Source organism: Amycolatopsis sp. Hca4 (assembly GCF_013364075.1).
Taxonomy (GTDB): Bacteria; Actinomycetota; Actinomycetes; order Mycobacteriales; family Pseudonocardiaceae; genus Amycolatopsis.
Genome location: NZ_CP054925.1, coordinates 10,200,912 through 10,223,432, shown reverse-complemented (window position 1 = coordinate 10,223,432; position 22,521 = coordinate 10,200,912). Strand labels below are relative to the sequence as shown.

The window sequence follows — 22,521 nt, the reverse complement described above, 5'->3', positions numbered from 1 at the left end:
GCTCGGGGTGTTCCTGCTCGGGATCGGCATCGGTGTGCTCACCAACCTGGTGACCGCCAGCCCGGACCGGTGGCCGGGGTGGGCTCAGCCGGTGGTGAAGTGGTCGTGGCTGATCGGCGCGGCCGTGGTCGCGGCGGTCAGCGTGCGCGCCGGGTGGCTGTGGTTCCGCGCGCGGTTGCCGGCACCCGAGTGGACGGGCGAGAACCCGTATCCGGGCTTGGCCGCCTACGGCGGTGACCGGGCGCCGGTGTTCTTCGGGCGTACGGACGATCGGCGTGACCTGGTGCGACGGGTGCAGGGCGCCACGGCACCCTCGCTGCGGTTCGTGCCGGTGGTGGGGCCGTCGGGCAGCGGCAAGTCCTCCCTCGTACTGGCCGGGCTGCTGCCGGCGCTCGGTGACCGGTGGACGGTTCTGGGACCGATCACCCCGGGCACATCCGGTGTCGACGAACTCACGCAGTTGCTGGGCACGGAGGTTCGCGGGGCGGCGGAAACCGTGCTGGCGGCGGTGCGGGACGGCGGCCCCGCACCGGGGCCGGAACCCGTGTTGAAAGCTGTGCGGTTGGCGAGAGGGACTCGGCCGCGAGTGCTGCTGGTCGTCGATCAGTTCGAGGAAGCGGCGGTCCAGCACACCGAAAAGGAACGAAACCTGTTTCTGGCGCTGCTGTACGCGCTGGTGACGCAGGATCAGAGGCTGCACGTGGTGGCCACGGTGCGGTCGGAATGGATCGGCCGGTTCCAGGAAGGACCCGGCGCCGGCCTGTTCACCGAGCCGTTCATGGTGAACGCGCTCGAGCCTCGGCAGATCCGCCAGGTCGTGGCCGGGCCCGCCGGCCTGACCGATACGACGTTCGAGGCCGGCCTGGTGGAGGAGATCGTGCGCGACACCGGCCGCGGTGACGCGCTGCCGCTGCTCAGCTCGCTCCTCAGCGTGCTGTACGACGGCCTGGGCCGCGATCGGTACATCAGCTGGGCCGACTACGGGAATGCCGGCAAGGTGGGCGGGGCGGTCGCGGGCCGCGCGGAAGCGGCGGTGGCCACGTCCGGGCGCGAGCTGGACACCACGCTGACCACCCTGCTGCTGTTCGTGGACCTGCTGGGCGAGGAACCCACCCGCCGACCGGTGTGGGACGACACGCTGGCCGCCGCGCAGCGGGATGTCGTGGTCGCGTTCGTCCAAGCACACTTGCTCACGAGCGACACCGACCCCGACGGTCGCGTTCTGTACGAGGTGACGCACGAGGCCTTGCTGCGCCAGTGGCGGCCACTGGCCGACCACATCACGACACACCGTGGCACGCTGCAGCGGATCACCGAGTTGCTGGCGCTCGCGAAGGCGTGGGTGAACGCCGGGCGGTCCACCGGCTACCTGGTTCCCGTCGCACGATTCGCCGACCTGATCTCGGACACCACAGTGGCGCTGCCCGAGCCGCTCGCCGAGTTCGCCACCGCGTGCACGGATCACGACGAGACCGACCTTCAGCGCCGCGCGAACGTGGCGGCCGAACACGCTCTGGAGATCCTCGACGACGACCCGGCGACCGCGATCAGCCTGTCGCTGGCCGCGTGCACCGAACTGGCGCCGACCTCGACCGCGAGCACCGCGCTCTACCGGTCGCTGGCCACCGGCCTGCGGCACGTCCTCACCGGACACAGCGCGGACGTGTGCTGTGCCCGCGTCGCACCAGACGGTCGCCTCGCCACAGCGGACAAGCAAGGCACGATCCGGATCTGGTCCGCGGAGGGCACCCTGCTGCACGAACTGACGGGAAATCGTGAGCCAGTCAGTGCGCTCACCTTCGGACCGGACGGCCGGCTCGCCTCCGGGGACGCGGCGGGACGTGTCACCGTGTGGGGTACCGACGGAAAGATGATCCACCACCTCGACGGCAACATGGACCGGGTCACCGACCTGGTGTTCGCCGCCGACGGCCGGCTTGCCGCCGCAGGCCACCACGTGCTGAGCCTGTGGGGTTCCGACGGAAAGCCGATTCGCCGGTTGACCGGTGACGGAGAGCGGACAGCTGTCGTGTTCGCGCCCGACGCCCTGCTGGTCACCACCGGTGAGAACGGGGAGATCCGCACTTGGGGCAGCAGTGGCCCGGAACAACGCCGCTTACAGCCTGCCGAGGAGTCGCCGGTCACCGCGCTGGCGGTGAACAGCGACGGGTGGATCGCTGCAGGTTACCGAAACGGCGAGGTGCGGCTCTGGCAGCCAGACGGCGCTCCCTCGTTGTCCGATGACTCGGTGGAGGGAACCCTCATGACGATCGCCGGGCCGGTGCGTGATCTTGTTTTCTCCGATTCAGGCCATTTACACGCAGTCGATACGCACCGCCGCGTGACCTCCTGCAAACCGAACGACCCGTACAACAAGGTCACCGAATCGACCGATCCCGACATGATGGGGGTCTATTCGCTGCTGTGCGGACCAGATGAGCTGCTGGCCACAGTCATAAGGGGCGACGTGCGGTTGTGCGTTGCCGAAGGCGTGGTCGCTCGCATCAAGATGGCGGACACGCATTTCGCGACTGTCCTCGACTTCAGCATGCATGGCCGGCTTGTGACGGCCACATCCAGCACGGTGTACGTCTGGGACATCAATCGGCTCGCGCGATTGATGCCCCGAGGTGCAGGTGCTGCCCAGTTCAAAGAACTTGCCGTTTTGGATGCCGGCCTGATGACGGATACGGTCAGCGTTCTGCGTGCCGATTCCGGGCGGTGGGCAGTCGGTCCGGGACGTCGCCGCGCCGAAGCCGATGGCACGACCGTGAAAGTCAGGACTGCCGACGGTGCTCTAATCCACACACTCGCCGGAGACCAGGACCTGAACGCGCGGCACCTGGCCTTCGCCCCCGACGGGCGCCTCGCCGTCGCATTCGACCACACGGTGCGGGTCTGGGACTGGGACGGCACGTGGCTGCACACCCTCGAAGCGCACGAATCGCCGGTCGGCCGGATGAGCTTCGCGCCGGACGGCCGGCTCGTCACCGCCACCACCGGCGGAGCGCTCCGGATCTGGAACACCGCGGGCGAAGTCCAGGTGCTCGAAAAGGCCGAAGACAACGAAGGAACTCTTGCCTTCGCGTGCGCCGAAGACGGTCGGCTGGCGGCCGTATCGGCCGGCAACACCGCTCGCCTCTGGGACCGAGACGGCGTCCTGCACCATTCACTCACAGGTCACACCGAGCCGGTCGAACACCTGGCCTTCGCCCCGGACGGCGCCCTGCTCACTGCGGCCGGGGACGGCAGCATTCGCCGCTGGAGCCGGGACGGGGCCGCCGTGCAGGTGCTCGGCGTCCCCCGCGACGGCAAGGTCCGCGGTCTCGCGGTCACCGACGCGGGCTTGGTCGTCGCCGGCGGCGGCTGGGATCACACCATGTGGGTGTGGGCCCTGGATGGACGGCTGCTGTACGAGCTGCTCCCCGGCGACCACAGCCTCGGTATCAGCATGCTGGCGTGCGGCCCGGAAGGCCGGCTCATCACGGCCGGCGTCGACAGAGTCAGATACTGGCCGGGGGTGCTTCCCCTGGCGGATCTCATCACCGACGCCGGACGATGCGCCCTGCCACCTCTCGCGCAGGCACTCCGCCACCGCTGGATGTTGCCGGACGAATCCAAGACGACGTAGGTGCGAGCAGCCGTTCGCAGACCCGTTCGGCCACGCCAGTCCGGACGAGCGGGTGCCCGCACACCAAGCTGAGCGCTGGACGGAACCCCCGCGGCACTAGCGCCCTGCGGCGGTTCAGGCCACCAGAGCGACGAGGGTGGCCAGGGCGGGTGCGCCCTGGCCGAGCAGGCCCTTGATCCGGGCCCGCCGGGGGTCGAAGGCGATCAGGGCCACGCTCGCCGCGAGCATGGACGCTCCCGCGGCCGAAACGAGGGCGCGGCCGACCGCGATCGCCCCGGAATCGGCCGCGATCAGCCCCGCGAGCACCTGCAAGGCCAGGAATGCGTTGTAACAGCCCTGATGGAACGCCCACGGGCGGACCACGTCGACGTCCGCCGCGCGTACCTCGAACATCGCGTGCACCTCGGGGCGCGCGAAGCGGATGCTTTCCATCGTGAACATCCACAAGTGCATCACCGCCGCGATGAGCGCGAAGACCTGCGCGGGGATGTTCACCGGGGTCGCGCCAGCCGCGAGGGCGCGTCCGGGAGCAGGGCGCCGGTCTCGTCCAGTTCGGCCAGCAGCGCCGGGACGCCGACCGTCAGCATCTTGGTGCGGACCGAACCGAGCAGCTTGGCCATCGCGAACCCGCCGATTCCGGTGAATCCGGTGTGGTGGTAGGTGAAACGGGTTCCGCCGGCGGTCGGCTCGAGCCGGTAGCGGACGTGGCTGGGTGTCTCCCCCTCCGCGCCCACCCATGTGTAGTGCAGCAATTCGCGCTCGCGGACCTCCAGCACCTCGCAGTCGACGATCCCCCGCCAGCCGGGCATCGGCTTGGCGACGAACCGGAACTTGGTGCCGACCACCGGCTCGAAGCCGACCGCGCGGGCGCCTTTGCCGGTCGAGGTCCAGTACGGGATCAGGTCCGGGTCGGTCATGGCGCGCCAGACCTTCACGGGCGAGTGCGGGTAGTCGCGGACGATGTGGATCTCGGACATTGCGGCTCCTAACTTCAGTTGCTATAAATTTACAGTAGCAGAAACTTTCGTGTGGCTGAAGTAGGATGGCCGCATGACGACAGCGGGAACCGGCCGGCCGGCCGTCGAGGGGTTGCGGGAGCGCAAGAAACGCGCGATGCGCCGGCAGCTGTCCGACACCGCCGCGCGGATGTTCCTCGAACGCGGCTTCGACGCCGTCCGGGTCGCCGACGTCGGCGAAGCGTGCGGGGTGTCCGAAAAGACCGTCTTCAACTACTTCCCGAGCAAGGAAGCGCTGCTCCTGGACCGGCTCGAGGCCACGGCCGACGCGTTGCGCACCCACCTGCCGGACCCGGCGCTGACCCCGGTCGGCGCGATGCTGGCGATCCTCGACCACGAACGGGACGTCCTCGCCACCGCCCTCGCCGCAGACGCAGACGCCGACCGCGCGCTGGCGCAGTACCGGCAGTTCGGCGACCTGATCCGGAACACGCCTTCGCTGCGGGCCTACCAGAGCGACATCGCCGACCGGTTCGTCGACATCGCCGCCGAAGCGCTCGCCACCCGGACCGGGCTGCGCCCTGACGACCCCGAACCGCAGATCGCCGCGGCGACGCTCCTCGGCCTGTGGCGGGTCCAATTCCGCGCCCTCCGGACCCACGTGCGCCCCGGCCACCCCCTGCCGGACGCGATCGACGCCGTGGCCTGCGAGGTCCGCCGGGCCGCCCAGCTGGCGGAAGCCGGACTCGCCGCCTTTCCGGCCCCCGCGGAACCACGCTGACCGGCCCCCGCGCCGCCCGCGGGGAACGCGGCCGGACGGTCAGGAGTGCCGCAGGAGCGCCCCGATCCCCTCCTTCAGGTCGACCCGCTCGTCCATGACCGTCACCGACGCGCCCGACACGAGCGCCGTCCACGGCACGGCTTCGTCCGCCCGCTGCCGCCGGCCGTCCTCGACGCCGAACGCCGTCAGCCCGTCACGGTCCAGCGCGATTTCGCCGGCGTTGCGGCCGGCCCAGACCTCGGCGTCGCCGGGATCGCCGATCAACAGCGTGTCCACGTTGGCCTCGGCCAGCGCCCGGACGACTTCGGCGAGCCCGGTCACCGCGAGCCCGTCCTCCCGGCCCAGCCCGGTGCGGAAGCTCTCGGCGAGCTCGTCCAGCACCTTCAGCCGTTCACCGGCCAGCACGGTCCGGATCTCCTGCTCCAGATCCTCCTGCGAGGCCCCCGCGGCCCGGCTGCCGGCCTCCAGTTCCCGGGTGACGTCCTGGACCGCCGTCGGCAGCTTCTCGTGCAGCGCCCGGCGGGCCTGCACCTCCCCCACCAGCAGCACCAGCCCCGGCTGCACCGCCGCGACCCGCTCGGCGACGCGTCCGGCGACGTCCTCCAGGTTCTTGTCGCGGGTTTCCTCGACGTCGGCCTGCATCCTGCGGTGCGCCATCCCGCCGCCGCGCACCTTGTGCAGCGGCCAGTCCTCGCCCGTCACCGTCTCGGTGGCGACCTCCCGGCCCTCGCCGTCGCGGGTCACCAGGTCCGCGCCCCGGTGGTCGACCGTCACCAGCAGGTACGGGATCGACGGCGCACCGTGCGAGAAGAACGGCAGCAGGTACGGCAGCGGCGAGACGCGCTCGACCTGGGCGGCCGGCGCATCCGCGAGCCGCCGGTCCACCACGACCCGGCCCCCGGCCGCGACGACCCCGCGCCCGCTCCGGCCGACCGGGGGCTCGCTGTCGCGGATCGCCGTCACGACCGCCTCGGCCGTCGCGTCGTCGGCCCCCTGCTCGCCGAGCCGGGCGGCGATCTCCCGCAGTTTCAGCTCGAGCTGCCGCTCCGCGTCCTCGGGTCGTGCGAATCCTCGAGGAACACCGACGCGAACGGCCCTTCCGCCGCCAGCACGGCCTTCACCTGATCCTCGTCCACAGTGCGCTCCTCGATCGTCGAACCGGCCAAACCACCGCCTTACCCGCCGGGTCCGCGGACAAACGGGAACCAGGTGACTCCACCTGAACGAGCAGATCGGCCGACGGCAATGCCGTTCAGCAGCAGGAGGAACAGCACTGCGCACCGCGAGGTCTCCGGCACATGCCGGGTCGCAGAACCCGGCACCGGAGACCTCGTCGGCGGTTTCCCCTCTCGGCGTGGCTACAGGGCGTTGTGGAAGATGTGCCAGCCCTCGAAGGACACGTCCGCGGGCTGGCACGGACGGACCACCATCTGCACACCCACCCTGCTCTTGGCGTCGGGCGGCACCCAGAGGCACTCACCGGTGTGCCGGAAGCCGATCAGCGACTCCAGGAACACCGAGTCGGGCAGGTTCAAGCCCGAGTTGAACTCCGTGTTGCTGAACGGGCTGCTCCCGCACTCCTCGATCCCCACCGGGGATCCGCCGTCGGGTTCGAAGGCCCAGAGGCAACCGCCGGAGGCCACGTTCTGGAACCGGTAGGTCGGGCCCGACCCCAGCTTCTGGAACTGCCAGTCCTGGAGGTCGAGTCCGGGCCGGCACTTCTCCTGGACGACGGGAACGTCCAGGTTCGCCGACGTGGGCTGCAGGCACATGGTGAGGTCGCCCTGGCTCTGGATCTTCACGAACCCCGTCGTCGGCGGCGCCGCGGCCGGAGCGGCCGGTGTCGGCGCGGCCTGTGCCGTGGCCGGCACCGCCATCGCCGCGGCGGCCGCGGCGCCGAGCAGCGCCCTCGAAACCTTCGTTCTGGTGTGCACGTGATCGCCTCCCATTGTCACGTAGCCGATGTGGCGGGCGAAGCGTGCCGCGTCATGCTGCAAGCAACCTGCAACGGTCCTTGCAGCGGCTTTCCGGCGAGGGCGTCACCCGAGGTCGCGCAGCCGCCCGCGGACGTGTTCGACGTCGGGGTGGCCCAGTTCGGTGCCCAGCCGCAGGGCTGTCGCCCAGGCCTTGCGCGCCGCCTCCGGCGCCCCGGCGGCGGCGTGGGCCTCGCCGAGGCGTCTCAGGATTTCGGCGGCGTCGTAGTGGTTGCCGATGTCGCGGAACAGCTCGACCGCCGCCGTGTAGCAGCCGACGGCCCGGTCGTGCCGGCCCAGCAGCTGGTAGGCGTAGCCGATGCTGTCGAGCGTGGCGGCCTTGCCGGGGCGGTCACCGGTCGTGCGGAACAGGTCCAGCGCCTCCCGGCAGCGGGCGAGGGCCGGCTCGGGCCTGCCCTGCGTGGCGTGGGTCCACCCGAGGTTGTTCAGGGCGTAGGCCTGCCCGTTGGGATCGTTGGCGGCGCGGAAGAACGCCAGTGCGTCCTCTTTCTGGCGAGTGCGTCACCGTGGTCGCCGCGCTCGGTCGCCAGCGCGCCGAGCAGGCCGGCGGCCTGTCCCCGGCCCGCCGGGTCGCCGATCTCCGCGAAGGCCTGTGACGCGGCCTTGACCTCGACGGCGGCGTCGTGCTGGTGGCCGAGCCAGTACAGGGTGCGGCCGAGGCCCAGGTGGGTGTAGGCCTGCCCGAGCCGGTCGCCGGCGCGCCGGGCCACCTCGAGGGCACGGCGCTGGGCCACGACCCAGTCGGGCCAGTAGTTGGCGTAGCACAGGTTGCCGGTCATCGTCGCGGCGATCCGCCAGGCCTGTTCCTCGCACCCGGCGGTGGCGGCCGCGAGTTCCGCCATCGCCGGGAGCGCGGTGCGTTCGGCGGCCAGCCAGCGCATCGCCGCCTGCGGACCGTCGTGGTCCTCGGGCCTGACGCCGGGCCGGGCCACGGGCAGGGAGATCTTCGGCGGGCCGTACGCCAGCCGGAAGGCCCGGTGCGCGGAGTGCAGGTAGTGGTCGATCAGCCGATGCACGGCCGCCTGCCGCTCGACGGCCGGGTGCCGGGTGTGGACCTGGTCGCGGGCGTAGGCGCGCAGCAGGTCGTGGCAGGTGTAGCGGCCGGGGCGGTGCTCGGTCAGCAGCTGCGCCCCGGCGAGCTCGGCCAGCGCCGCCCGGCACCGCGCGACGGGCAGGTCGCCGAGACTGGCCGCGGCGGCCACCGTGATCTCCGCTCCGGGGTGCAGGCCCAGCAGCCGGAACAGCCGGGCGGTGCCGGCCGCCAAGGCTTGGACGGACGAAGAGAACACGACCCGCAGGTCGGTCTCGGCGTCACCGGCGCGCAACGCGTCCAGGACGTTTTCCGCCTCCCGCAGCTCCTTCGCCAGCGCCGCCAGGGGAAGGGCCCGGCTCGCCTGCGCGCGGGCCGCGGTGATCGTCAGCGCCAGCGGGAGCCGGGCGCACCGGGTGACCAGCTCGGCGACCGCGCCGGGTTCGGCCGCGGTGCGGCCGGACCCGATTCTCCGGTCCAGCAGTGCGTGCGACTCCTGCGGGCCGAGCAGGTCCGGCTGGACCGGGACGGCACCGTGCGTCGCCATCAGTGGTGCCAGCTGATCGCGGCTGGTGACCACGGCCAGGCAGCCCGGCGAACCGGGAGCAGCGGGCGCACCTGTTCGGCGTTGCGCGCGTTGTCCAGCACGACCAGGACGCGGCGTCCCGCCAGCACGCTCCGGTACAGCCCGATCTGGGCGTCCGGCGTGGCCGGGACGGCCTGCGGCGGCACCCCGTGCGCGTCGAGGAAGCCGCGCACCGCCTCGGCGGGCGGCATCGGCGGCCCGGCCGGGTCGAAGCCACGCAGGTTCACGTACAGCTGCCCGTCCGGGAAGCGGTCACGGACCCGGTGCGCCCAGTGCACCGCGAGGGCGGTCTTGCCGATCCCCGCGGTACCCGTGACGATCGCCGCGGCCGGCGCGCCCGCGGCCACCAGCCGGTCCAATGTGGACAACTCCGCGGCCCGGCCGACGAACCCGCTCACCGCGGCCGGCAGCTGCGCGGGGACGACGCCCCGGCCGCCGGCCACGATCGGCGGGGCCGGCGGCGCCAGCGCCGGGTCCTGCCGCAGGATGGCCGATTCCAGGTCGCGCAGGGCCGGGATCGGGGCCAAGCCCAGCTCCTCGTCGAGGATGCGCCGCAACCGCTGGTAGGTCGCCAGCGCATCCGCCTGCCTGCCGGCCCGGTACTGCGCCAGCATCAGCTGACCGTAGCTCGGTTCGTGGTGGGGGTGCTGCCGGATCAGCGCCTCCAGCTCCGGGATGAGCTGCTCGTGCCGGCCCCGTGCCAGCAACGCGTCCGCCAAGGCATGGCGGGTTTTGAGGTGCAGCTCGTCGAGGTGGTGCGCGTGCAGGTCGAACCAGTTCAGCCCGGCGAGGTCGGCCAGCGGCCTGCCCCGCCACAGCGCCACCGCGGCCTGCAGCAGTGTCTCCCGCCCGGCGACGTCCGTCTCCCGGGTGCCCTCGGCGAACAGGCGCGTGGCGGCCTGGACGTCGGTGGCTTCGCCCTCGACGTCCAGCAGGTAGCCCGGCGAGCGAGCCAGGATCGCGGCGCGGTCGCCCAGGATCCGGCGCAGATGGGACATGTGGGACTGCACCGTCGCCGCGGTCGGCGCCTTGTCGTCGCCCCAGACGATGTCGACCAGGCCGTCGGTGCTCACCACCTGTCCCGGCTGCAGCGCCAGCGCCGCCAGGACGGCCTTCAACCGCCGGCCCGGCACCGCACGCGGTGCGCCGTGCACGAGCACGTCGATCGACCCCAGCAGCCGGACCCGCACCCGCCCCACCTCCGCGACCCGGTCGCGTCACCCCCGCTTCCGTTTTACCACCCGGGCCTCGCGGCCGTGGAGAACGAACCGCACCCGCGGAACATAACCGTGCCGTAGCACCGCTGTAACCAATCGTCATTACGGTCCCCGGGACATGTCGATCGGGCAGATGACGGATTCGGCGTCGATGGCGCTTCCCCGGGGTGAACAGGTGCAGCTGGAAGCGGACGCGAAGCAGCTCGACGCGAGAGGGCGCTGGCTGCCCGTGTTCGGGGCGGTGCTGGCCGCCGCGCTTTTCCTGGTGGTGCGCGGGAGTCTCACCGACGACGGCTACATCACGCTCGCCTACGCGAAGAACCTCGCCGTGCACGGCGAATGGGGCATCATCCCCGGCTCGCCCGCGAACTCCGCGACGTCACCGCTGAACGTCCTGCTCCTCGCCGCACTGACCCTGGTGACGCGTGTGGCCGGCGGCCCGCACCCGGTCGTGGCGCTCGGGATCCTGACGGTCCTGTGCGGCGGCGCGCTCGGCTGGGCCTGGCAGCGCATCGGGCGGAAGGTGGCGCTGCCGACCGCGGCCGGGGCCTCGGTGTCGTGCTGGTGCTGGTCAACCCGTTCGTGCTGTCCGCGATCGGTCTCGAAGTCCTGTTGATCCCCGCTGTCCTGCTGGTCCTCACGGTCTTCGCGCTCGAAGGACGGCCGATCCTGTTCGGCGTGACCGCCGGGCTCGCCGTCCTCACCCGGCTCGACCTCGTCGTGTTCGTGGTGGTGATCGCGCTCGGAGCGCCCGCGATCCGGCGGCGGCTGCTGCCTGCCGCCGGTTTCGCGGTGCTGACGGCCGCGCCGTGGTTCGTCTTCAGCTGGCTCGCTTTCGGCTCGTTCGTGCCCGACACACTGGCCATCAAACAGGCGCAGGCGGGGCTGTTCGCGCCGTGGACCTACCGCACCGGGCCGGTGATGCACTACAACGTCTACCCGGTGACCGTGCTGGTGACGTTCCTCCCGGCCGTGCTCGGCGTGGTCGCCCTCGCCGGCTGGGCCGTCGCCCGGATCTCCTTGCGGCGGCGGGAATTCCCCGCGCTCGGCACGGTGGCGGCGCTGGGTGCCGGCGGGGTCCTCTACTTCGTCGCCTATTCGTTCATCGGCGTCGGCCCGTTCCACTGGTACTACGTGGCCCCGACGACGACGGTGGGCAGTTTCGCCGTCGCGGCCTTCGGTGCCTGGCTCGGGCGGGCCCGCGAGCGGACGGCGCTGCGCACCGTTCCCCCGCTGCTCGCGCTGGGGCTGACCGGACTGCTGGCGCTGAGCGCGGCGGCCGTCGACGTCGCGCAGGGCATCCCGTGGAAGTCGCCGGTCGTCTTCGGGAACTGGGCCAGCGCACCGGACTACGCGCGGGTCGGCACGGCGCTGGGCGCGCGGCTGGACGGCGCGAGCGTGGCCAGTCCCGGGGAGATCGGCACCCTCGCGTACTTCTGCGAGTGCGCCATCATCGACGAGTTCTCCGACCGCGGCCACGCGAAGGAGCTGATCGAGCGGCGGATCGCCACGGCGAACCCGCTGATGAGCCTCGCGCTGCGGGTGAACTACCACTGGCTGGACCGCTCGATCACCCCGCGCGAACCGGACTACCGGCTGAACTACGGCTCGGGGCCGGCGACCGGGCCGGACAGCTGGCCGGTGCAGTCCGCGGCGAGGGGCGCCGGGCACTTCACCCTCACCCGCGAACCGTGACGCAGCGGCTTGCTCACCCGGCACAGGCGATCCCGGCCCCGGAGTCCCGGCCGCGGCGCAGGGTACTGCCCAGCGGCGTCGCCGTGGTGTCCGCGGTGGTCTTCGCGGTGGTGCGCCCGCACCTGGTCGACGACACGTTCATCACGCTGGCTTACGCGCGCAACCTCGCCTTCCACGGGCACTGGGGGCTGATCGCGGCGGAGACGTCGAACACCGCGACGTCGCCGCTGAACGTCCTGCTCCTCGCCGCACTGACGCTGGTCCTGCGGGACGCGGTGCTCGCCGCCGGTGCGCTGTTCGTGCTCTGCCAGGTCGCGCTGGCCCTCGCACTGCGCCGGGCGGGCGACCGGGCGGGACTGCCGGCCTGGTTCGCACCGACCGCCGTCGCAATGCTGACGGTGAACCCGCTGCTGCTGTCGTCGATCGGGCTCGAGGTCGAACTCGGCGCCGCCGGCGTCGCCTGGCTGCTGGTCTTCGCGGGCGAACGGCGGCCGGTCGCCCTCGGTGTCCTGACCGGGCTGCTCGCCCTCGTCCGGCTCGACCTGGTCGTGGTCGCGCTGGTGCTCTTCGCGCTGCGGCGCCGGTTCTGGGAGAAGGCGTGGCAGTCGGTGCTCGCCGCGGCGGCGGTCGCGCTCCCCTGGTTCGCCTTCAGCTGGGTGGTGCTCGGGTCGGCGGTGCCGGACACGGTGATCATCAAGACCCTGCAGAAGTCCTGGGGGCCGTGGGACTTCGGCAACGGCCCCGGCCTCTACGCCGAGGTCTTCCCGTGGGCGACGATCGCGTCGTTCCTCCCGGCCGCGCTCGCGCTGCTCGCCTTCGCGCTCTGCGTGGCGGACGCGGCCCGCGGTGGCCCCGGGTGCGGCCGTTCGTCCCGCTGGTGCCGGCCGGGATCGCGCACTACCTGACCTACACGCGGCTGCACGTGCCGCCGTACCACTGGTACTACGGGCCGAGCCTGGTCGCGGCGACGCTCTTCTTCGCGGCCACCGCGACGGCGGCGGTGCGCGTGCCGGCCCGGGTGGTGGCCGCCGGCGCGGTGGCGGGGTGCTGGTGGTCAGCGCCGGGGCGTACGCGGCCGGCGGCCTGCCACGGCGGTTCGCGCCGCTGATGTCCAACCACGACGCAACCGCGGACTACGAGCGGATCGGACCGGAGCTGGGCCGTCTGGTCGGCGACGGCACCGTGCGCAGCGGCGGCGAGATCGGTGTGCTGGCCTACAGCTGCGGCTGCGCGATCGTGGACCTCTTCGACGACCGCGGAGCCGTCGGCCCGGCAATCGCCGAGCGCGAGGCCCGGCTCGGCACGCTCGGCCGGACGCTGCTCGACGTCAACTTCCGCTTCTTCGACTTCGGCGACCGGCCGATCGTCACCGACTACGCCCTGGTGCGCGGGGACCCACCGCCGGGCGCGCTGGCGCATTGGACGCTGACGTCGCCGTGGGCCGGCACGCAGCAGCTTTACCTCGTCCGGGGCAACGGGGACGGAGGATGACCGGGCTCAGCGGGCCAGCAGGTCCCGGATCGCGGCCGCGATCTCGCCGGGGGCCTCCTCGGCCATGAAGTGCCCCGCCCGGGTCAGCCGGTGGTCCAGGTCCGGCGCCCACGCCTTCCACACCGCGGCCGCGTCGTAGCCCAGCTGGGCTCCCCAGTCCTGCTGGACCACCGTCACCGGCATGGCCAGCTGGGAGCCCGCGTCGAGGTCGGCCTGGTCGTGTTCGACGTCGACGTCCGCCGAGGCCCGGTAGTCCGCGACGATCGACGGGACCGCCGCCGCGCTCGCCCGCAGGTACTCCGCGCGCACCTCGGCCGGGATCGCGGCCGGGTCGTTGGCCCACGCGTCGAGGAACGAGCCGAAGAACGCGTCCGCGCTGTTCGCGATCATCGTCTCGGGCAGGCCGGGCGGCTGGGCCATGAGGAACAGGTGGTAGCCGACCGCCGCCGGGACGCCGTGGAGGACGTGCCACATGTCGAGCGTCGGCACCACGTCGAGGATGCCCAGGTGGGTGACGGACTCCGGGTGGTCAAGGCCCGCCCGGAAGGCGACCAGGGCACCCCGGTCGTGGCCGACTAGGGCGAAACGCTCGTGGCCGAGCGCCGCCGCCAGCTTCACGACGTCGTCGGCCATCGTGCGCTTGGCGTACACGCTCCGGTCGTCGGCCGCCGGCTTGTCGCTGGCGCCGTAGCCGCGCAGGTCGGGGCAGATCACCGTGTGCTCGCCGGCGAGGCGCTCGGCGACGTGCCGCCACATCAGGTGGGTCTGTGGGAAGCCGTGCAGCAGCACGACCGGGTCGCCGCTGCCGCCGACGGCGGCCGCCAGTTCCACGCCGCCGGCGCCGGGCAGGCGGACGTGGTCGAAGCCGTGGCTGGTGAAAGTCATGGGAGGTGCGTCTTTCTGCTGGGGAACCCGACCCGGCCAGCGTGGCCGCCGCCGATCAGCAACCGATCAGCACGACGGGCGTGGCCGGCACCCGACCGGCGAAGATGGGGCCATGCGAATCGACGTGCTGGGCGCCGTGCGGGCGGTGCGCGACGACGGGAGCCCGGTGGACCTGGGCGGGCCGCGCCATCGCGAAGTGCTCGCCCGGCTCGTCGCGGCCGAGGGGCGGCCGGTCACCACCGACACGCTGGTCGGCGACCTGTGGCCCGATCCGCCCGCCCGCGCGGTGGGCGCGTTGCGCACGTTCGTCGCCGCCCTGCGCCGCGCGCTCGAGCCCGGCCGGGCGCCGCGCACGCCGCCCCGGGTGATCGTGACCGAAGGACCCGGCTACGCCCTGCGCCTGCCGCGGGAGGACGTCGACGTCCACCGGTTCGAGGACGCCCTGGACCGGACCCGGCGGGCTCCCGGCGCCGTGACCGACCTCAGCGCGGCGCTGGCGGCCTGGCGGGGAACCGCCTACGCCGACGTACCGGACTCCGCGTGGGCCCAGCGCGAGCGAACCCGGCTGGAAGAGCTGAGGCTGACGGCCGTGGAGCTGCGCGCCCGCGTCCTCCTCGACGCGGGCGAGGGCGGCGACCTCGTCGCCGAGCTGGGTGCCCACGTCGCGGAACACCCGTGGCGCGAGCCGGCGTGGGGCCTGCTGGCCCGCGCGTTGCACCGGGCCGGGCGGCAGGCCGACGCGCTGGCGACCCTCCGCCGCGCCCGCGCGATGCTCGTCGACCAGCTCGGGCTCGACCCCGGCGCCGACCTGCAGCGGCTGGAGACCGAAATCCTGAACGGCACCGGGACCGCGTGGCCCGCCTCCGGTGCCCGGTTCGGCCCGCGCACCACGGTGGACCTGGCCCGCACCCTCGCACTGGCGGGCGGCGACGCCCTCGTCCACTCGCGGCGCGACCGGCTGGCCGCGATCGAGGCCGCCGAACGCACCGGCGACCTGGTGCTGACGGCCCGGATCATCGGTGCCTACGACGTGCCCGCGATCTGGAGCCGGGCCGACGACCTCGGGCAGTCGCGCGCCGTCGTGGCGGCGGCCGAGCGCACGCTCGCCGCGCTCGGGCCCGGCAGTCCGCCCGACCTGAGAGCCCGCCTCCTGGCGACCGTCGCCGTCGAGAGCCGCAGCGGCGACCTCACCGCCACCGAGCGGGACCGCGCGCGGCGAGCCGCGGGCGAGGCCGAAGCACTGGCCCGCGGCATCGGTGATCCCGCACTGCTGGCGTTCGCGCTCAACGGCGTCTTCCTGCAGTCGTTTTCCCGCCCCGGGCTGGCGGCCGTCCGCGACCGGACGGGCGCCGAGATCCTCGACGTGGCGACGCGGCACGACCTGCCGGCCTTCGCGGTGCTCGGCAGGCTCGTCCGGCTGCAGTCCGCCTCGGCCGTCGGCGACCTCGACACCGCGGAGGCGCACGCGGCCGCAGCCGAACAGCTCGCCGCCACCGCCGAGTCGCCGTTGGTCGCGGTGCTCGTCGCGTGGTTCCGGGCCCGGGCGACGGCCGCTCGCAGCACGGAACCCGGCGGCCCGTCCCCCGCGACGGCCGCGGCGCAGTACCGCGCCGCCGAGGACGCCCTCCGGACGGCGGGCATGCCGGGACTGCACCGCGGCCTGTTCCCGTTGGCGCTGCTGGGGTTGCGCCTGCTGCACGGCCGGGCCGCGCCCACCGACCCGCACCTCGACTGGGGGCCGTACCGCCCGTGGACGCAGCCCCACGTGTCGCTCGCCCAAGGCAGGCGGGACGAGGCCCGTGCCGCCCTCGCGGCCGCACCCGAACCACCGCGCGACCACCTGCAGGAGGCGATGTGGTGCCTGACCGCACACGCCGCGGTCCGTCTCGGCGAGCGCGGGATCGCGGCCGCCGCCGCGGAAAGCCTGCGCGACGCCGCGGGGGAACACGCCGGCGCGGCGAGCGGGATGCTGACTCTGGGACCGGTGGCGCGGTACCTGACCGACGCCGCCGCGAGGAAATGAGCCTCGAACAGCAGCTCGGCCACCGGGGGGCAGGGCTGCGTCGTCCGCGGATTGACGGATTGATAGAGTCATCAATCCAGGAGGTGCCCATGCCCGCCCGATCCCGCACGACCGAGCCGCTCTACCGGATCAAGGCCGACCTGTTCAAGTGCCTGGCCCACCCGATCCGCATCCAGGTGCTGGAGGTGCTGGCCGCGGCCGGCGACGAGGGCACGCCGGTCACCCGGCTGCTCGAGGTGACCGACTGCGAAGCGTCCCACCTGTCCCAGCACCTCGCGGTGCTCCGCCGCAGCGGCGTCGTCGTCTCCACCCGCACGGGCAACGCCGTCGAGTACTGGCTCGCCCAGCCGCTCGTCGCGGAGCTCCTCGTCGTGGCGCGCGCCTTCCTGCTCTCCAGCCTGACCCCGGATTCCGACCGGCTCCGGACCGCCCAGGAACTGCCGCCCCTGCCCGGAGCCAGTCCGCAGGCCATCCTCGACGCGATCGCGGCCGACGCGTGAGCCGCCTCGCGGCCGTCCGGGAACTGCTGCCCGGCCGGGCCGACTACGACCTGCGGCTGCCGGTCCTGCGTGCGGACCTCCTCGCCGGTGTCACCGTCGGCGTCGTGGCCCTGCCGCTGGCGCTGGCCTTCGGCATCAGCTCGGGGGCCGGCGCGGCCGCCGGGCTGGTCACCGCCGTGGTGGCCGGGATCGTGGCCGCGGTCTTCGGCGGCTCACCGGTCCAGGTCTCCGGCCCGACCGGAGCGATGGCCGTCGTCCTGGCACCGATCGTGGCCGCCCACGGGACGGCGTCCGTGGCGCTCGTGTCGATCCTGGGCGGCGTGGTCGTGCTCGCCGCGGGCGCGGCGCGGCTGGGCAGGCTGGTCGGCTACCTGCCCTGGCCGGTCGTCGAAGGCTTCACCCTCGGCATCGCCTGCATCATCTTCCTCCAGCAGCTCCCCGCCGCCGTCGGGACGACCGCGCCGCCGGGGCGGAATCCCTTGCTGGGCGCGGTATCCGCCGTCGCGAACGCCGGTGGTGCGGTGGGCTGGACGGTGGCCACGGTCGCCGTCGTGGCGGTGATCATGCTCGCGCTGCCGAAGCTGCACCGCGGCATTCCGGCGTCCCTGGTGGCGGTGATCGTGGTGACGGTCGCCGCCGAAGTCGCGCACGCCCCGGTGCCACGCATCGGGACGCTGCCCGGCAGCCTCTCCCCCACGCTGCCGCACTTCGACCTCGGCGTGGCCCACGACCTCGCCGGGGCGGTCGTCGCCGTGGCCGCGCTGGCCGCCATCGAATCCCTGCTGTCGGCCCGGGTGGCCGCGACGATGACCCGGGGCGGCCCGCCGGTCGGGCCCACCCGCCCGGACCGCGAGCTCGTCGGCCAAGGTCTCGCTTCGATCGCCGTCGGCCTGTTCGGCGGGATGCCCGCGACCGGCGCGATCGCCCGCACCGCGGTCAACGTCCGCTCCGGGGCACGCACGCGGCTCGCCTCCGTCGTCCACGCGCTGGTGATCCTCGCGGTGATCTACGCCGCCACCGGGCTCGTCTCGCGGATCCCCTTGGCCGCCCTCGCCGGTGTCCTGCTGGTCACGAGCCTGCGCATGGTGCCGCTCGCCACGATCCGCGAAGTCGTCCGGGCGAGCCGGTCGAGCGCGGTCACCTTCGCCGTGACCGCGCTCGTCACCGTCGCGGCCGACCTCATCCTCGCGGTGGAGATCGGCTTGCTGGCCGCCGCGTTCTTCGCGCTGCGCCACCTCGCCCGCGCCGCGCGCGCCGGCCGCGACCCGCTGCCCGGCCCGGCCGCCGACGGCGACGAGCACATCGCGGTGCTGCGGTTCGAGGGCGCGGTGTTCTGGGGCGCTTCGGAACGGATCATGACCGAGCTCGCGGCCGCGGCCGACGACGTCCTCGTCGTCATCCTGCGGTTCTCCCGCCTGCACCTGCTCGACGCGACCGGCGCGAAAGCACTGGGCGAGACCATCGGGGAGCTGGAGGCGCGAGGCGTCACGGTGCTGCTGAAGGGAATCCAGGCCCACCACAAGCACCTGCTGACCACCACGGGCGCCCTCCGCACCGGCAGCAGGCTGTTCACCAGCCTCGACGACGCGGTCGCCGAGGCCCGCGCGCGGGTGAGCGCCGCGCGAGCGGACGTTCGCTGCTAGGATTCGGGTGGTTGCCGAGTGTGATTTCGAGGGGACGCCATGGTGGGTGACGACGACATCTCCGGGTGAGATCGGAGAGCCGTCCGCAGCCTGCGTCCGGTGACGCGGGTGCTGCGGCGATGTCGTGTGCCCTCCTTCCCCCTCGGGGTTGCGCCTTCAACCACGGATGCGAGTGTTTTCTGCCATGTCCGACGCCTCTGTCGTCTGCACCGACCTGTCTTTCTCCTGGCCCGGCGACGTTCCGGTCTTCCACGAGCTCTCCTTCACCGCCGGCAGCGGCCGCACGGGAATCGTCGGGGCCAACGGTGCCGGGAAGTCCACCCTCTTCCGGCTGATCGCCGGCGAGCTCACCCCGTCCGCCGGCTCGATCGTGGTCCAGGGGACGCTGGGGTACCTGCCGCAGAACCTCACCTTTTCCGAAGACATGACCGTGCTCGACGTGCTCGGCATCGCGCCGGTGGTCGCCGCGCTCGACGCCATCGCCGGCGGGGATGCGGCCGAAGAACACTTCACCGTCATCGGAACGGATTGGGACATCGAGGAACGCACTCGCGCGCAACTCGATCGCCTCGGGCTCGGCGACATCCCGTTCGACCGGCCGCTGCGCACCCTCAGCGGCGGTGAGGTGACCTTCCTCGGGATCGCCGCCCAGCTGATCCGGAACCCCGACGTGCTGCTGCTCGACGAGCCGTCGAACAACCTGGACTCCGGCGCCCGGCGCAAGCTGTACGCCGTGCTCGACGACTGGGCGGGCGCGTTGCTCGTGATCAGCCACGACCGGGCCCTGCTCGACCGGGTCGACCGGATCGCCGAACTGGAGAGCAGCACCGTCACCATCTACGGCGGCAGCTTCACCGACTACGAAAACGAAGTCGCCGCTGAGCGTGAGGTCGCCGAGAAGAACATCCGCACCGCCGAACAGCAGGTCAAGCGCGAGAAGCGGGAGCTGCAGCAGGCCCGCGAACGAGCCGCGCGCCGCGCTTCCGCCGGGGCGCGCAACGCCCGCAGCGGAAGCATCCCGAAGGTGGCGGCGGGCACCCTTAAGCGGCGAGCGCAGGAATCGGCGGGCAAGGCCGGCGACACCCACGGCAAGCGCCTCGCGGACGCCAAGAGCCGGCTCGACGCGGCGGAACGTTCGCTGCGCGACGACAAGCGCATCTCGCTGCAGCTGCCCGAAACCCGGGTCCCCGCCGGCCGGACCGTGTTCCTCGGCGAGCACGTCAAGGTCCGCTACGGCGACCTGGACGTCTTCGACGGCGACGGGGTGGACCTCGCCATCCGGGGCCGGAGCGGATCGCCTTGACCGGCCGCAACGGCGCCGGCAAGTCGACCCTCGCCAAGGTCATCACCGGCGAGCTCGAGCCCACCTCCGGCGAGGTGAAGCGCGTCGACGGCCGCATCGCCCACCTTTCGCAGCGGCTCGACCTCCTCGACGTCGAGCGCAGCGTCGCCGAGAACCTGGCCGCAGCCGCCCCGGCCAAACCCGCCGCCGACCGCATGAACCTGCTCGCCCGCTTCCTCTTCCGCGGTGATCACGCGCACCTCCCGGTCGGCGCGCTCTCCGGCGGCGAACGCCTCCGCGCCACGCTGGCCTGCGTGCTGGGTGCGGAACCGGCGCCCCAGCTGCTGCTGCTCGACGAGCCGACGAACAACCTCGACCTGGACAGCGTCGAGCAGCTGGAGAGCGCCCTGGAGTCCTACGAGGGAGCGTTCGTGGTCATCAGCCACGACGAGCGGTTCCTCAAGGAGATCGGCGTCCAGCGCTGGCTGCACCTCGCGGACGGGGTTCTCACCGAGACCGGGCCGCCCGAGGAGGCCTGACGATGGCGGACAGGGACGTGCTCGCCGCCGGCCGCCGGTCGGCCCACTTCGCGGCCGAAGACGTGCAGGTCACCCTCGGCGACCGGGTGGTGCTGCGCAACATCTCCTTGACCGTAGCGGCCGGCGAGCGGATCGGCCTGATCGGCGAAAACGGCCGGGGGAAGTCCACGCTGCTGCGGGTGCTGGCGGGCGACTTGCCGGTGCAGCGCGGTGACGTGCTGCGGGCGGTGCCGGGGCGGCCGGGGTTCCTCCCGCAGCAGCCGGACTTCCCGGACGGCACGACAGTCGCCGACGTGGTCGCCGGAGCTCGCTCGGCGGTAGCGGAGCTGGCCGCGCAGCTGCACTCGCTCGAAGAGGCGATGGCGGATGACGACGCGGATCTGCCCGCGTTGCTGGCCGAGTACGGCGATCTCCAGGAGGAGTTCGCCCGGCTGGGCGGCTGGGAAGCCGACGCGCGCGCCGGGGAGGCGCTCGACGTCTTCGGGCTCGGTTCCGTCGACCGCGAGCGGCTCACGTCCACGTTGTCCGGCGGAGAGCGGGCCAGGCTGGCCCTGGCCGCGCTGGTGCTGCGGGAGCCGGCGGGCCTGCTGCTGGACGAGCCGACGAACCACCTGGACGACCGCGCGGTGGAATGGCTGGTGCAGTGGCTGTCCGGGTACCCCGGGCCGTGCCTGATCGCCTCGCACGACCGCGTCCTGCTCGATGCGGCGGCCACGGCCATCGTGGACCTCGACGGGCCCCGCGGCGAAGCCGTGCGCTACGGCGGGAACTACCGCGACTACCTCGACGAGCAGGCCCGCGCCCGTGCCCGGTGGGAACAGCGCTACCGCGAGTGGGCCGGCGAAGTGCACGATGCCCGTGCCCGGCTCGAAGGTGCCGGCCGGAGCGGCGGGGCCGGCCGGGGCCCGCGGGACAACAACAAGCTGGCCTACAACGCGGCGGGCAGCGCGGCCGAGGCGGCCGCGGCGCGGGCGACCCGGGCGGCGCACCGGCAGCTGACGGCATTGCTGGAGAACCGGGTCCCGCGGCCTCCGGAGCCGCTGCGCTTCACCGCCGCGGCGAGCGCCCAGCCGGACGCGCACGAGGCCGGGATCCTGCTGTCGGCGGAGGACGTCACGGTCGGGACGGTGCTCCGCGACGTGAATCTGGTGCTGCCGCCCGGTGAGCGCCTGGTCGTCACCGGTCCGAACGGGAGCGGCAAGTCGACGTTGCTGCGGACGCTGGCCGGCGTGGTGCGTCCGGACCGCGGGCAGGTGGTCCGGGCGCCCGCCGCGCGGATCGGGTACCTGCCCCAGGACGTGGACTTCGGCGGGGAGAGCCGGAACCTGCTCGACGCCTTCGCCGCCCGGCGGGAAACCTACCGCGAGGACGCGGCCGCGGAACTGGTGCGGTTCGGGTTGTTCCGGCGACGGGACTTCGAGGTGCCGGTCACCAGGTTGTCCGTGGGCCAGCAGCGGCGCCTGTGCCTGGCGTTGCTGTTCGCCGGCGCACCGGACGTCCTGCTGCTGGACGAGCCGGCCAACCACCTGAGCCTGCTGCTGGTCGAGCAGCTCGAACAGGCCGTCGCGGAGTTCCCCGGGCCGGTGGTGCTGGTGACGCACGACCGCACGGTGCGCGAGCGGTTCGGTTCACGGGTGCGGGAACTGGCGGACGGACGGCTGACCGCTGCCGGCTGACCCGCCGCCGTACCGTTGTCGCGGCTAACGGATGTACCGGCCGTCCAGGAACTTTTTGGCCAGTTCCAGGTAGCGGGGATCTTCGGAGTTGCGGATCAGCTCGAAGAAGAACATCTCCCGGGTGATGAGCTGGGCTCCTTCCGCGGCGAGCCGGTCCAGGCCCGCGTCGTGGTCCGACCGGTTCCGGGCCGAGCAGGTGTCCCGCAGGACGAACACCGACTTCCCGCGTTCCAGCAGGCTCAGCGCCGACTGGAGGATGACCACGTGGGTCTCGGCCCCCGCCAGGACGTACTGGTCGCGGTCCGCCGCGGCCAGGTGCTCCTCGATGTGCGGTTCCCGGAGGAAGTCGAAGTGTTCCTTCTCCAGCCGGGGCGCGTCCTGTGCGGCGTCCGAAAGGGACAGTGACAGGCCGCCGAGCTTCTTGTGCTCGGTCAGCGTCAGCGGCAGCGCGAGCTCGCGGGCCACCTCGGCCAGCCAGCAGCAGTCGTGGAGCAGCTGCGTGCCGTTCACCAGCAGCGGGATCAGCTCGAGCTGCATGTCGAAGATGACGACGGCGGTCTTTTCCTTGTCCACCAACATGGTTCCGCTCCGA

General features: G+C 72.8%; 20 protein-coding genes and 1 pseudogene. 12 read left to right on the top strand and 9 right to left on the bottom strand.

The genetic code is table 11. The features are described 5' to 3' along the window. Nucleotides 1-7 precede the first annotated feature (7 nt). Complete coding sequence (locus HUT10_RS46275) at nt 8-3,631, top strand: AAA family ATPase (RefSeq protein ID WP_176177007.1); 3,624 nt, start codon at nt 8-10, stop codon at nt 3,629-3,631. 114 nt (nt 3,632-3,745) lie between these two features. Here the strand turns inward: HUT10_RS46275 and HUT10_RS46270 are convergent, their stop codons facing one another. After that, nucleotides 3,746-4,126, bottom strand: coding sequence for a DUF1304 domain-containing protein (locus tag HUT10_RS46270; protein WP_176177006.1), 381 nt, complete (start codon nt 4,124-4,126; stop codon nt 3,746-3,748). After that, the gene (locus HUT10_RS46265) at nt 4,123-4,608 is read right to left on the bottom strand and encodes an SRPBCC domain-containing protein (protein WP_176177005.1); all 486 of its coding nucleotides are present in this window, start codon (nt 4,606-4,608) and stop codon (nt 4,123-4,125) included. The genes HUT10_RS46270 and HUT10_RS46265 overlap by 4 nt, the downstream gene beginning before the upstream one ends. Nucleotides 4,609-4,681: 73 nt before the next feature. Here HUT10_RS46265 and HUT10_RS46260 point away from each other — a divergent pair, with 73 nt between their 5' ends. Then, the gene (locus tag HUT10_RS46260) at nt 4,682-5,368 is read left to right on the top strand and encodes a TetR family transcriptional regulator (RefSeq protein ID WP_176177004.1); all 687 of its coding nucleotides are present in this window, start codon (nt 4,682-4,684) and stop codon (nt 5,366-5,368) included. Nucleotides 5,369-5,407: 39 nt separating this feature from the next. Here the strand turns inward: HUT10_RS46260 and HUT10_RS46255 are convergent, their stop codons facing one another. The 5 genes from HUT10_RS46255 to HUT10_RS46235 all read right to left on the bottom strand — a co-directional run bounded on the left by HUT10_RS46255 (nt 5,408) and on the right by HUT10_RS46235 (nt 10,168). After that, nucleotides 5,408-6,331 carry a Vms1/Ankzf1 family peptidyl-tRNA hydrolase gene (locus HUT10_RS46255; protein WP_176177003.1) on the bottom strand — a complete coding sequence of 308 codons (924 nt, stop codon included), beginning with the start codon at nt 6,329-6,331 and terminating at the stop codon, nt 5,408-5,410. Between the two features lie 395 nt (nt 6,332-6,726). Next, the gene (locus HUT10_RS46250; RefSeq protein WP_176177002.1) at nt 6,727-7,302 is read right to left on the bottom strand and encodes an RICIN domain-containing protein; all 576 of its coding nucleotides are present in this window, start codon (nt 7,300-7,302) and stop codon (nt 6,727-6,729) included. Between the two features lie 105 nt (nt 7,303-7,407). After that, complete coding sequence (locus HUT10_RS52355) at nt 7,408-7,791, bottom strand: tetratricopeptide repeat protein (protein ID WP_368660835.1); 384 nt, start codon at nt 7,789-7,791, stop codon at nt 7,408-7,410. After that, nucleotides 7,788-8,939, bottom strand: coding sequence for a hypothetical protein (locus tag HUT10_RS46240; protein ID WP_176177001.1), 1,152 nt, complete (start codon nt 8,937-8,939; stop codon nt 7,788-7,790). Before HUT10_RS46240 ends, HUT10_RS52355 begins: the two co-directional genes overlap by 4 nt. Then, a complete protein-coding gene (locus HUT10_RS46235) occupies nt 8,939-10,168 on the bottom strand; it encodes an AfsR/SARP family transcriptional regulator (RefSeq protein WP_176177000.1) in 1,230 nt (409 codons plus the stop codon). The genes HUT10_RS46240 and HUT10_RS46235 overlap by 1 nt, the downstream gene beginning before the upstream one ends. A 145-nt stretch (nt 10,169-10,313) precedes the next feature. On the opposite strand from HUT10_RS46235, the gene HUT10_RS51565 reads away from it, so the two are divergent. From HUT10_RS51565 to HUT10_RS46215, 5 genes are read left to right on the top strand one after another with little or no spacing between them, the layout of a single operon-like run. Beyond that, complete coding sequence (locus HUT10_RS51565) at nt 10,314-10,811, top strand: hypothetical protein (RefSeq protein WP_254897332.1); 498 nt, start codon at nt 10,314-10,316, stop codon at nt 10,809-10,811. After that, on the top strand, nt 10,754-11,890 hold the full coding sequence (locus HUT10_RS46230; protein WP_254897331.1) for a hypothetical protein: 1,137 nt from the start codon (nt 10,754-10,756) through the stop codon (nt 11,888-11,890). The genes HUT10_RS51565 and HUT10_RS46230 overlap by 58 nt, the downstream gene beginning before the upstream one ends. Continuing rightward, on the top strand, nt 11,887-12,795 hold the full coding sequence (locus HUT10_RS46225) for a hypothetical protein (protein WP_176176999.1): 909 nt from the start codon (nt 11,887-11,889) through the stop codon (nt 12,793-12,795). Before HUT10_RS46230 ends, HUT10_RS46225 begins: the two co-directional genes overlap by 4 nt. Continuing rightward, nucleotides 12,747-12,998: a hypothetical protein gene (locus HUT10_RS46220; RefSeq protein WP_176176998.1), complete on the top strand. Its 252-nt coding sequence runs from the start codon at nt 12,747-12,749 to the stop codon at nt 12,996-12,998. Before HUT10_RS46225 ends, HUT10_RS46220 begins: the two co-directional genes overlap by 49 nt. Next, a complete protein-coding gene (locus HUT10_RS46215) occupies nt 12,935-13,381 on the top strand; it encodes a hypothetical protein (RefSeq protein ID WP_176176997.1) in 447 nt (148 codons plus the stop codon). The genes HUT10_RS46220 and HUT10_RS46215 overlap by 64 nt, the downstream gene beginning before the upstream one ends. 6 nt (nt 13,382-13,387) lie before the next feature. Here HUT10_RS46215 and HUT10_RS46210 read toward each other — a convergent pair whose 3' ends face one another. Further along, nucleotides 13,388-14,266: an alpha/beta fold hydrolase gene (locus HUT10_RS46210; protein WP_176176996.1), complete on the bottom strand. Its 879-nt coding sequence runs from the start codon at nt 14,264-14,266 to the stop codon at nt 13,388-13,390. Nucleotides 14,267-14,378: 112 nt separating this feature from the next. Here HUT10_RS46210 and HUT10_RS46205 point away from each other — a divergent pair, with 112 nt between their 5' ends. From HUT10_RS46205 to HUT10_RS46185, 5 genes and pseudogenes are all read left to right on the top strand, one after another. Further along, nucleotides 14,379-16,289 carry an AfsR/SARP family transcriptional regulator gene (locus tag HUT10_RS46205; protein WP_176176995.1) on the top strand — a complete coding sequence of 637 codons (1,911 nt, stop codon included), beginning with the start codon at nt 14,379-14,381 and terminating at the stop codon, nt 16,287-16,289. An 89-nt stretch (nt 16,290-16,378) separates the two neighbouring features. Beyond that, nucleotides 16,379-16,789, top strand: coding sequence for a metalloregulator ArsR/SmtB family transcription factor (locus HUT10_RS46200; RefSeq protein ID WP_176176994.1), 411 nt, complete (start codon nt 16,379-16,381; stop codon nt 16,787-16,789). Then, the gene (locus HUT10_RS46195; protein ID WP_176176993.1) at nt 16,786-18,432 is read left to right on the top strand and encodes a SulP family inorganic anion transporter; all 1,647 of its coding nucleotides are present in this window, start codon (nt 16,786-16,788) and stop codon (nt 18,430-18,432) included. Before HUT10_RS46200 ends, HUT10_RS46195 begins: the two co-directional genes overlap by 4 nt. Nucleotides 18,433-18,616: 184 nt before the next feature. Then, nucleotides 18,617-20,253: pseudogene (locus HUT10_RS46190) on the top strand (ABC-F family ATP-binding cassette domain-containing protein). A 2-nt stretch (nt 20,254-20,255) separates the two neighbouring features. After that, nucleotides 20,256-21,929, top strand: a complete 1,674-nt coding sequence (locus HUT10_RS46185) for an ABC-F family ATP-binding cassette domain-containing protein (protein WP_176176992.1) — start codon at nt 20,256-20,258, stop codon at nt 21,927-21,929. 24 nt (nt 21,930-21,953) lie between these two features. Here the strand turns inward: HUT10_RS46185 and HUT10_RS46180 are convergent, their stop codons facing one another. Then, the gene (locus HUT10_RS46180) at nt 21,954-22,508 is read right to left on the bottom strand and encodes an isochorismatase family protein (RefSeq protein WP_176176991.1); all 555 of its coding nucleotides are present in this window, start codon (nt 22,506-22,508) and stop codon (nt 21,954-21,956) included. Between the last annotated feature and the right edge of the window lie 13 nt (nt 22,509-22,521).

What these genes read in the sequence shown, in the direction of transcription:
- HUT10_RS46185 (WP_176176992.1), top strand. Translation starts at nt 20,256, where the DNA reads ATGGCGGACAGGGACGTGCTCGCCGCCGGCCGCCGGTCGGCCCACTTC.
- HUT10_RS46210 (WP_176176996.1), bottom strand. Translation starts at nt 14,266, where the DNA reads ATGACTTTCACCAGCCACGGCTTCGACCACGTCCGCCTGCCCGGCGCC.
- HUT10_RS46180 (WP_176176991.1), bottom strand. Translation starts at nt 22,508, where the DNA reads ATGTTGGTGGACAAGGAAAAGACCGCCGTCGTCATCTTCGACATGCAG.
- HUT10_RS46205 (WP_176176995.1), top strand. Translation starts at nt 14,379, where the DNA reads ATGCGAATCGACGTGCTGGGCGCCGTGCGGGCGGTGCGCGACGACGGG.
- HUT10_RS46200 (WP_176176994.1), top strand. Translation starts at nt 16,379, where the DNA reads ATGCCCGCCCGATCCCGCACGACCGAGCCGCTCTACCGGATCAAGGCC.
- HUT10_RS46260 (WP_176177004.1), top strand. Translation starts at nt 4,682, where the DNA reads ATGACGACAGCGGGAACCGGCCGGCCGGCCGTCGAGGGGTTGCGGGAG.
- HUT10_RS46240 (WP_176177001.1), bottom strand. Translation starts at nt 8,939, where the DNA reads ATGGCGACGCACGGTGCCGTCCCGGTCCAGCCGGACCTGCTCGGCCCG.
- HUT10_RS51565 (WP_254897332.1), top strand. Translation starts at nt 10,314, where the DNA reads ATGTCGATCGGGCAGATGACGGATTCGGCGTCGATGGCGCTTCCCCGG.
- HUT10_RS46265 (WP_176177005.1), bottom strand. Translation starts at nt 4,608, where the DNA reads ATGTCCGAGATCCACATCGTCCGCGACTACCCGCACTCGCCCGTGAAG.